The sequence below is a fragment of the Sanguibacter sp. A247 genome (assembly GCF_052324925.1).
GTDB lineage: Bacteria > Actinomycetota > Actinomycetes > Actinomycetales > Cellulomonadaceae > Flavimobilis.
The window spans coordinates 891033-900216 of the sequence record NZ_JBQPRE010000002.1; the positions used below are offsets into that span (position 1 = coordinate 891033).

General features: G+C 69.1%; 8 protein-coding genes. 6 read left to right on the forward strand and 2 right to left on the reverse strand.

Annotated elements, in window-relative coordinates:
* Positions 1-90: 90 nt before the first annotated feature.
* From ACTVCO_RS08145 to ACTVCO_RS08170, 6 genes are all read left to right on the forward strand, one after another.
* Positions 91-2799: an N-acetylmuramoyl-L-alanine amidase gene (locus tag ACTVCO_RS08145; RefSeq protein WP_443727891.1), complete on the forward strand. Its 2709-nt coding sequence runs from the start codon at positions 91-93 to the stop codon at positions 2797-2799.
* 156 nt (positions 2800-2955) lie between these two features.
* On the forward strand, positions 2956-3225 hold the full coding sequence (gene rpsO, locus ACTVCO_RS08150) for a 30S ribosomal protein S15 (RefSeq protein ID WP_102508980.1): 270 nt from the start codon (positions 2956-2958) through the stop codon (positions 3223-3225).
* 206 nt (positions 3226-3431) lie between these two features.
* Positions 3432-5636, forward strand: coding sequence for a polyribonucleotide nucleotidyltransferase (locus tag ACTVCO_RS08155; RefSeq protein ID WP_443727892.1), 2205 nt, complete (start codon positions 3432-3434; stop codon positions 5634-5636).
* Position 5637: 1 nt separating this feature from the next.
* A complete protein-coding gene (locus tag ACTVCO_RS08160; RefSeq protein ID WP_443727893.1) occupies positions 5638-6966 on the forward strand; it encodes a M16 family metallopeptidase in 1329 nt (442 codons plus the stop codon).
* Positions 6967-7122: 156 nt separating this feature from the next.
* Positions 7123-7890, forward strand: coding sequence for a 4-hydroxy-tetrahydrodipicolinate reductase (dapB, locus tag ACTVCO_RS08165; protein ID WP_443727894.1), 768 nt, complete (start codon positions 7123-7125; stop codon positions 7888-7890).
* A complete protein-coding gene (locus tag ACTVCO_RS08170) occupies positions 7890-8351 on the forward strand; it encodes a hypothetical protein (protein WP_443727895.1) in 462 nt (153 codons plus the stop codon). Before dapB ends, ACTVCO_RS08170 begins: the two co-directional genes overlap by 1 nt.
* A gap of 10 nt (positions 8352-8361) precedes the next feature.
* Here ACTVCO_RS08170 and ACTVCO_RS08175 read toward each other — a convergent pair whose 3' ends face one another.
* The gene (locus tag ACTVCO_RS08175; RefSeq protein WP_443727896.1) at positions 8362-8748 is read right to left on the reverse strand and encodes a hypothetical protein; all 387 of its coding nucleotides are present in this window, start codon (positions 8746-8748) and stop codon (positions 8362-8364) included.
* Positions 8749-8821: 73 nt separating this feature from the next.
* On the reverse strand, positions 8822-9076 hold the full coding sequence (locus ACTVCO_RS08180) for a hypothetical protein (protein ID WP_443727897.1): 255 nt from the start codon (positions 9074-9076) through the stop codon (positions 8822-8824).
* Between the last annotated feature and the right edge of the window lie 108 nt (positions 9077-9184).

The window sequence follows — 9184 nt, forward strand, 5'->3', positions numbered from 1 at the left end:
CGCGTGAGGCCTGTGAGAATTCACGCCGACGGGTTATCGTTCGACGCGAACCGCGATCGCGGTTCGTCCTCGGCACGTCAAGGTGATCCCATGCGCAGGCTGATCTCGGCAGCGACGGTGACGGCACTCGCCGTCACCGGGCTTGCCCTCCCCGTCATCTCGATGCCGGTCGCGGCCGCGACCCCCGTCGCGCCCGAGGTTGCGAACGTCGCGATCGACGGAGTCGATACGCGTGCGGCCCGCGAGCCCGGCGCACTTGATGCGCCTCCCGAAGTCGAGACCGACGCCGCCACGCAACGGGCCATCGAGGCCGAGGACGCACTCGCGTCGACCCCGATCACCGAGGCTCCCGAGGTCGAACCCCTCGAGACGCCGGCCGACCCGGACCTTGCTGCGCTCACCCCGCTCACACGCACCGCGCACTTCACCGCTGCGGGCGTCACCTGGGACGCGTCGAGCAGCGAGGAGATCATCGAGATCACGCTCCGCATCCGTGAGGACGGCGAGTGGAGCGACTGGGTCTCCCTTCCCGTGAGCGAGGAACTTGCGCCGTCGGCCCGCGCCGGCTCCGAGCCCCTGGTCACAGCGGGCGCGGACGGCGTTCAGGCCCGGGTGCGCACGGCGTCGGGCCGCGAGCCGTCGGGGCTGCGCATCGATCTCATCGACGCGGGCACCTCGCGTGCCGACGCGAACGTGGGGACGACGAGTGCCATGGCGACGGCGGCGGCGGCGAGCGGGTCGATCCTCAAGCCGTCGATCATCACGAGGGCGCAATGGGGTGCCGACGAGAGCCTTCGTTCGACGTGGGGTCCGCAGGACCAGTCCTCGAAGCTCGCGGCCATGTATGTCCACCACACGGTCAACCGCAACGACTACTCGAAGGCGAGCTCCGCAGCGCTCGTCCGCAGCATCTACGCGTATCACACGAAGTCGATGCGGTGGCCCGACATCGGCTACCAGTTCCTCGTCGACCGCTTCGGACGGCTGTACGAGGGTCGCTACGGCGCGATCAACACGCTGCCGATCGGTGCGCAGGCAGGCGGGTACAACACGACGACGATCGGCATCTCGGCGATCGGCAACTTCGAGAACCGCGACGACAACAACAATGGCAAGGTCGACGGACCGTCGAAGGCGATGCTGAGCGCGATCTCGCGCCTGCTCGCATGGAAGGCCTACGAGCACGGCCTCAACCCCAAGGGCAAGGCCAAGCTCTACACGGGCACGAGCAGCAAGAGTGGTATCCACGCGAAGCCGGGCGAGACGATCACCGTCAACGTCATCCAGGGTCACCGCGACACCAACATCACGGCCTGCCCCGGCAAGACGCTCTACGCGAAGCTGGCGAGCATCCGCACGACCGTCGACTCGCTCGTGGATGACGCGGTCGCCCGCTACGGCAAGGCCCGGCCCGTGCTCTCGGCCCCGGTGCCTGCCCCGCACACGGCGCTGCAGAACCCGGCGCAGCTGACGCAGCAGCAGCTCTACACGTGGCGGGCCGTGAGCGGCGCTGTCGGGTACGAGCTGCTCGAGCGGCCGGCCTCGCACGGGGCGTCGTTCGCCGACTCCCGCGGCTGGCGCACGATCGCGACCGTGACCAAGCCACGGGCAACGCTCACGGTGAGGCCCGGTGTCAACAGGCTCGTCGTCGTGCGCGCGATCGCGTCGTCGGGTGAGCGCGGTGCGCTCGTCGATCTTGTGCGAGCCACCCGTCCCGTGTCCCAGTCCGCCCTCACGTGGTCGAAGAGCTGGACGAAGCAGTCGGGCGACGGGGCGGTCGACGGCGCGTTGCGTGCGACGACGACCGTCGGTGCGCGGCTCAAGGTCGCCTCGGTCAAGGATGCACGGCGCATCGTCCTCGTGGGGGAGCAGGCTCCGGGTAACGGACGCGTCGAGGTGTACGCGGGCTCGACGTTGCTCGGCGAGGTCTCGTGGGACGATCCAGTGCTGAGCAGCGCGGCCACGCGCGTGCTCAACCTCTCGTCCGCCGTCTCGGGCACGGTGACGGTCAAGACTCTCGGCTCCGAGCGCGTGGCCCTCACGTCTCTCGCGTTCCCGCGCTGGGCATCGACGGGCGACGGGCAGTCCACGTCGACCGGCACGCAGCCGACGCCTCCGCCGACGTCGACCCCTGCCCCCGCGCTCCCCGCCGCTCCAGCCCCGCCCACCCTGCGCAAGCCGGGCGCGACCGTGGCTCCCATCCGCCTCTCCAGGACCGCGACGCTGCGCTGGAACGCAGCGCCCCGCGCAACGATCTACGAGGTGCACGTGCGTACGGCGGCGCACGGCAAGAGCTTCGGAGCCTGGCGCGTGGCCAAGCGGACGACGAGCCGCGCCTACACGCTCACGCTCTCCTACGGGCGCACCGCTGAGGTCGGCATCGTCGCGGTGGGCGCCGGCGGGCGGTCTGCTCGCGCGACGTTCCCCAAGATCACGCGGCACGTGACGCCAAGCTCGGTGTGGCGGTCGACCGGGTCGAAGCGCTGGAAGACGATCCGTCACTCGGGCTACCTGCGCGGGGTTGCGTGGTCGACGACCGCGAAGAGCTCTCGTCTGCGCGTGAAGAAGGCCAAGGACGTACGCACGATCCAGGTGACCGCTGCTGCGGGCCGGAGCAACGGTCGCATCGCCGTGTACACGGGGACGAAGCGCGTGGCGACGTTCTCGCTCGCCGCGCACGGCACCAAGCGGCTCAAGCGCTTCACGGTCACCCTGCCGCGGGCCTTCTCCGGGACGGTCACGGTCAAGACTCTCGACCGTCGCACGGTGCGCGTCAGCGCCATCACGACTGCTCGCTGAGACGTACGCCACGCCGACCCGAGGTGGTGGGTCTCACGGCCGGTCCGGTCGTGCGTGCTGGTAGTCTTGACCTCGCCGTTCGAACGGCCGCGGACAGAGAGTGCCCGGAGGATCAGCCCCGGCGCGCCGCGCAACGAGTAGACACCTAGGAGAATCGTGCCCCTCGACAAGGCCACCAAGCAGTCCATCATGTCCGAGTACGCGACCCACGAGGGCGACACCGGTTCCCCCGAGGTCCAGATCGCGATGCTCACGCAGCGCATCAAGGACCTCACCGAGCACCTCAAGGAGCACAAGCACGACCACCACAGCCGTCGTGGCCTGCTCCTTCTCGTCGGCCAGCGTCGTCGCCTCCTCGGCTACCTCCAGAAGGTCGACATCGCGCGCTACCGTAGCCTCATCGAGCGCCTCGGCCTGCGCCGCTGACAACTTCTGAGCCAGCCCGGACCCTGTGGGTCCGGGCTGGCTCAGTGTCACCACCCGCGACGGCCGTCCGGCCGTCGCACCCACCAGCACCACCCCGCCCCGACCGCCTCGTCCGGTCCTCGGTAGTGGCTCCCGACACCGCATCGCGTTGCGTGGGCCTCGATCGAAGACCGTGGGGTAAGGGGCCGAACGAGAGGAGGGCACCCGTGGAGGGTCCCGAGATCCAGTTCGCCGAGGCCGTGATCGACAACGGTCGCTTCGGCACCCGCACCATCCGCTTCGAGACGGGCCGCATCGCCAAGCAGGCCGCCGGCGCAGTCGTCGCGTACCTCGACGGCGACACGATGCTCCTGTCGGCCACGACGGCCGGCAAGCACCCCAAGGAGCAGTTCGACTTCTTCCCGCTGACGATCGACGTTGAAGAGCGCCAGTACGCCGCGGGCAAGATCCCCGGCTCGTTCTTCCGTCGCGAAGGCCGCCCGTCGACCGAGGCCATCCTTGCGTGCCGCCTCGTCGACCGCCCGCTGCGCCCCTTGTTCGTCAAGGGCCTGCGCAACGAGGTCCAGGTCGTCCTCACCGTCATGGCGATCCACCCCGACGACTCCTACGACACGCTCGCGATCAACGCCGCCTCGGCGTCCACGCAGCTCTCCGGCCTGCCGTTCTCGGGCCCCGTCGCCGGTGTGCGCATCGCGCTCATCGACGGCCAGTGGGTCGCGTTCCCGCGCTACTCCGAGCGCGCTCGTGCGACGTTCGACATGGTCGTTGCCGGCCGCGTCGTGGGCGATGACGTCGCGATCGCGATGATCGAGGCCGAGGCGCCTGAGGCGTCGTGGAACCTCATCCACGATGAAGGCGCAGTTGCCCCGACCGAAGAGGTCGTGGCTCAGGGCCTCGAGGCGTCCAAGCCGTTCATCAAGGCGCTCGTTGAGGCCCAGGTCTCGCTCGCCAAGTCGGCTGCCAAGGAGACCCAGGCGTTCCCGACGTTCCCCGAGTACCAGGACGACGCTTTCGCCGCCGTCGAGGCCGCAGCGACTGCTGCCCTCGGTGACGCGCTCTCGATCGCTGACAAGCAGGATCGCGAGAACCGACTTGACGAGATCAAGGCCGAGGTTGTCTCGCAGCTGGCCGGCACCTTCGAAGGCCGCGAGAAGGAGCTCTCTGCGGCGTACCGCTCGCTGCAGAAGCAGCTCATCCGTCAGCGCATCCTCACGGACGGCTTCCGCATCGATGGTCGTGGACTGCGGGACATCCGCACGCTCTCGGCCGAGGTCGAGGTCCTTCCGCGCGTTCACGGCTCGGCGCTCTTCGAGCGTGGCGAGACGCAGATCCTTGGCGTGACGACGCTCAACATGCTCCGGATGGAGCAGCAGCTCGACACGCTCGCGCCCGAGACGCGCAAGCGCTACATGCACCACTACAACTTCCCGCCCTACTCGACCGGTGAGACCGGTCGGGTGGGCTCGCCCAAGCGTCGCGAGATCGGTCACGGTGCGCTCGCTGAGCGCGCGATCGTTCCCGTCCTGCCGAGCCGCGAGGACTTCCCCTACGCGATCCGCCAGGTCTCCGAGGCTCTCGGCTCCAACGGTTCCACGTCCATGGGCTCGGTCTGCGCCGCGACGCTGTCGCTGCTCAACGCCGGTGTCCCGCTGCGCGCCCCGGTTGCGGGTATTGCGATGGGCCTCGTCTCCGACACCGTGAACGGTGAGACGCGCTACGCGGCCCTCACCGACATCCTCGGTGCCGAGGACGCGTTCGGTGACATGGACTTCAAGGTTGCCGGAACGCGTAAGTTCGTCACGGCGATCCAGCTCGACACGAAGCTCGACGGAATCCCCGCCGACGTTCTCGCCGGCGCGCTCACGCAGGCGAAGGAGGCGCGTCTCGCGATCCTCGACGTCATCGACGAGGCCATCGACGTGCCCGACGAGATGTCGCCGTTCGCACCGCGCGTCATCACGGTCAAGGTTCCCGTCGACAAGATCGGCGAGGTCATCGGCCCGAAGGGCAAGATGATCAACCAGATCCAGGACGAGACCGGCGCCGACATCTCGATCGAGGACGACGGCACGGTCTACATCGGCGCGACCGACGGTCCGTCGGCCGAGGCCGCGCGTGCGGCGATCAACGCGATCGCGAACCCGCACGTTCCTGAGATCGGTGAGCGCTTCGTCGGAACGGTCGTCAAGACCACGACGTTCGGTGCGTTCGTGTCGCTCTCCCCGGGCAAGGACGGTCTGCTGCACATCAGCCAGATCCGTCGCCTCGTGGGCGGCAAGCGCGTCGAGAACGTCGAGGATGTCCTGTCGATCGGCCAGAAGGTTCAGGTCGAGATCGGCGAGATCGACCCGCGTGGCAAGTTGTCGCTCCACGCGGTCGTCGAGGACGAGGGCGCCGGAGACGACGCCTGACGTGAGCTGGGACCTTCCTCTCACCCGCGCGGGTGAGCCGGGGAGCGAACTCACCGCCGGGCAGGACGGCACCGTCATTCGACGGTCCGTCCTGCCCGGCGGTATTCGCGTCCTCACCGAGTCCATGCCAGGACAGCGTTCCGCAAGCATTGGCATGTGGGTCGGCGTCGGCTCCCGCGACGAATTGTCGGGCCACTTCGGTTCGACTCACTTCCTTGAGCATCTGCTGTTCAAGGGCACGGCGCGCCGTGATGCGATGGCGATCGCCGAGGCGTTTGACGCCGTGGGCGGCGAGGCCAACGCGGCGACCGCCAAGGAGAGCACGTGCTACTACGCGCGTGTTCTTGACCACGACCTGCCCATGGCGGTTGACGTCATCATGGACATGATGACGTCGGCGCGCCTTGAGGAGGACGAGCTCGAGATCGAGCGCGGCGTCATCCTCGAAGAGCTGGCGATGAACGATGACGACCCGAGCGACGTCGTCCACGAAGAGTTCTCCAAGGCCGTTCTCGGTGACACGCCGCTTGGCCGCCCCATCGGCGGGACCCCCCAGGCGATTCGTGATGTTCCGCGCGAGGCCGTGTGGGAGCACTATCGCGAGCACTACCGTCCCGAGACGCTCGTCGTCACGGCCGCGGGGAGCGTTGACCACGACGTCCTGTGCGCGCAGGTGACGCAGGCGGCGACCGTCGGCGGCTGGGTGGTGGAGCCGCAGGCGACGCCACGTGCGCGGCGGGGCGACGACCTTCGGGACGTCACCCTCCCCACCGGCGGTGCCGAGGCCGAGATCTCACGACCCGTTGAGCAAGCCAATGTCGTGCTCGGCACGCTGGGGCTCGCGGCTGCCGACGAGCGCCGGTATGTCATGACCGTGCTCAACGCGGTTCTTGGTGGGGGCATGTCGTCGCGGCTCTTCCAGGAGATCCGGGAGAAGCGCGGGCTGGCCTATTCGACGTACTCGTTTGCCTCGGGCTATGCGGGCGCCGGTGTCTTTGGGCTGTATGCAGGCTGCGCCCCGAGCCGGATCGACGAGGTCACGGGCCTGCTCGTGGCCGAGCTCGAGCGTCTTGCTGACTCCGGGATGACCGACGATGAGCTGCGTCGTTCGCAGGGTCAGCTGCGCGGCGGTCTCGTTCTCGGTCTTGAGGACTCGGGGTCGCGCATGACGCGGCTCGGCAAGGCCGAGCTCACCCATGGCGAGCTGCTCTCCGTCGACGAAGCGCTTGAGCGTGTTGCTGCGGTGACACGTCAGCAGGTGCAAGAGCTCGCGATCGAGCTCGCTGGACGACCGCGCACGATCGTGCGCGTGGGTCCGTTCGGGGGCTAGCTCCCGTCCTCACATGTGACGGCCGCCAGGGCCCGTCGTCGTGGTCACGTTCTGTGGCCGTGATGACGGGCCCTGCCCCGTTGGACGCACAGGTGATCCGCTCGCGGGCGTGGACGTCTGCGGGAGGAGTCGCGGCGCGGCGTCTAGGCTGGCCTCGTGAGCGCAACGATCAAGGTGGCGGTGCTTGGTGCCGCGGGACGTATGGGAACGAACGTGTGCGCGGCTGTCGAGGCCGCGCCCGACCTCGAGCTGGTTGCCAGGCTTGACGCGGATGACGATGTTGCGGCGGGTCTCGCCGCGAGCGGCGCGGATGTCGCGGTCGACTTCACGATTCCCTCGGTGACCGAGGCAAATGTGCATGCGGCGATCGACGCGGGTATTCACGTCGTCGTCGGGACGACGGGCTGGGACGACAGCTCGCGCGGTCGCGTGACCGAGCACCTCGAGCAGCGTGCGGCCGACGGCGCCAACGTGGGAGTGCTCATCGCGCCGAACTTTGGGCTCTCGGCGGTTCTCGCCATGACGTTCGCGGCGAAGGCCGCGCGGTACTTCGAGTCGGTCGAGGTCGTTGAGCTCCACCACCCCGACAAGGTCGACGCCCCAAGCGGAACCGCGCGCCACACAGCGCACGCGATTGCCACGGCGCGCGCTGAGGCTGGAATCGCTCCGAGCCCGGACGCGACCGAGGATGGCTGGGAGGCGCGGGGCATGGACGTCGATGGCGTGCGTGTCCACGCGGTGCGCTTGCGCGGGCTCGTGGCGCACGAAGAGATCCTGCTCGGCAACGTCGGCGAACAGCTGACGATTCGCCAGGACTCCTTCGACCGCGTCTCGTTCATGCCGGGAGTGCTGCTCGGTGTGCGCGAGGTGGGATCGCGGCCGGGCCTCACGGTCGGTCTCGAGAACGTCCTCGACCTCTCCTGATGCCGAGCACGCTGCGTCAGGGGCTTCTGCCCGCGCTCGCCGTCACGGCGCTGCTCGCGATCTACGGCTGGGCCATCGCCGGGCGCGGCGTCGCGCTGCTACGCACGGGCGAGGCCGTGGGCGTCGCCCTCGGCGTCGGCGTGCTCGTGCTTCCGCTCCTCGTCATCTGGCTCGTGTGGCGCGAGTGGTCGCTCGCGGCGCACGTGCAGCGCATGGCTGACGAGCTCGCGGCGGCGGGCGAGCTGCCGGTCGACGACCTGCCGCGCTCGCCGGGCGGCCGCATCGAGCGGGCGGCCGCCGACGCGGCGTTCGAGGACGCGCGGGCGACGGCCGAGGCTGCACCCGACGACTGGCGCGCGTGGTACCACCTCGCGTTCGCGTACGACGCAGCCGGCGACCGGCGCCGCGCGCGCGCGACGCTGCGCCGCACGGCGCAGCTCCACGCCCGCGCGGCCGGCTGAGAAGCAGGTCCTACCGGGGGAGCGAGGCCTCGAGCCGGACTCCGAGCTGCCAGCCGGGCAGGTCGGCATGGTGGTTGACGCCCTCGGTCTGGTAGCGCCAGCTCATCAGTGCGTCTCGGACCGACTCCGGGTCGAGCAGCTCGGGGCGTGCAGGCGCAAAGGTGTGATCCCGCAGCGTCTCACGGAGCTCCTCGAGCTCCTCCTCGTCGCCGTCGTCGTAGTCCGGATCGTCAAGAACCTCTGGTCCGTCGAAGTAGCGCCACAGGTATGCGTCGACGTTCTCCCTGAGCAACGTCCTGGCGAGCTCCGGCCCGTCGTCGGCGGGGAAGTCGGCGTAGCGGATGAGTGCGGTGGCCAGCAGGTTGATCTGCTCCGCGCTGAGGATGGCGACGCTCATGGCTGCTCCTGGTTGTGACTGGTGCTTGGGAGGACGGGATTGTCGACTGTCTGCTCGGCGCGTGTCTGTGTGGTCACGCCGTCTGGTCGCGCAGGGTGAAGCTGTAGGTGGCGGAGGTCGTTGTGGTCCGCTCGGGGGCGACGGTGATCGCGATGCGGTAGGTCGTGCCCGCGGTGACCTCGAAGGTGTTGCCCTTGGTGAGGGTGGCCGGTTCGGTCAGCGGTTCGTCCTGGTCGTCGAGGAGCTGCCACTGGAGTGCGGAGCTGCCGGGGGTGTCCAGGAGGACTTCTGCGTCGCGGGCGGGGGTGAAGGTGTGGGACTGCTGCACGGATAGGTGACAGTCAGGCTCAGGCTGCGAGTGCGACCTGAGTGGTCATGATGGTCTCGAACTCGATGGGGGTCAACCGCCCCAGACGGACCTGCCGCCGCCGGCGGT

What these genes read in the sequence shown, in the direction of transcription:
- ACTVCO_RS08145 (WP_443727891.1), top strand. Translation starts at nt 91, where the DNA reads ATGCGCAGGCTGATCTCGGCAGCGACGGTGACGGCACTCGCCGTCACC.
- ACTVCO_RS08170 (WP_443727895.1), top strand. Translation starts at nt 7,890, where the DNA reads ATGCCGAGCACGCTGCGTCAGGGGCTTCTGCCCGCGCTCGCCGTCACG.
- ACTVCO_RS08175 (WP_443727896.1), bottom strand. Translation starts at nt 8,748, where the DNA reads ATGAGCGTCGCCATCCTCAGCGCGGAGCAGATCAACCTGCTGGCCACC.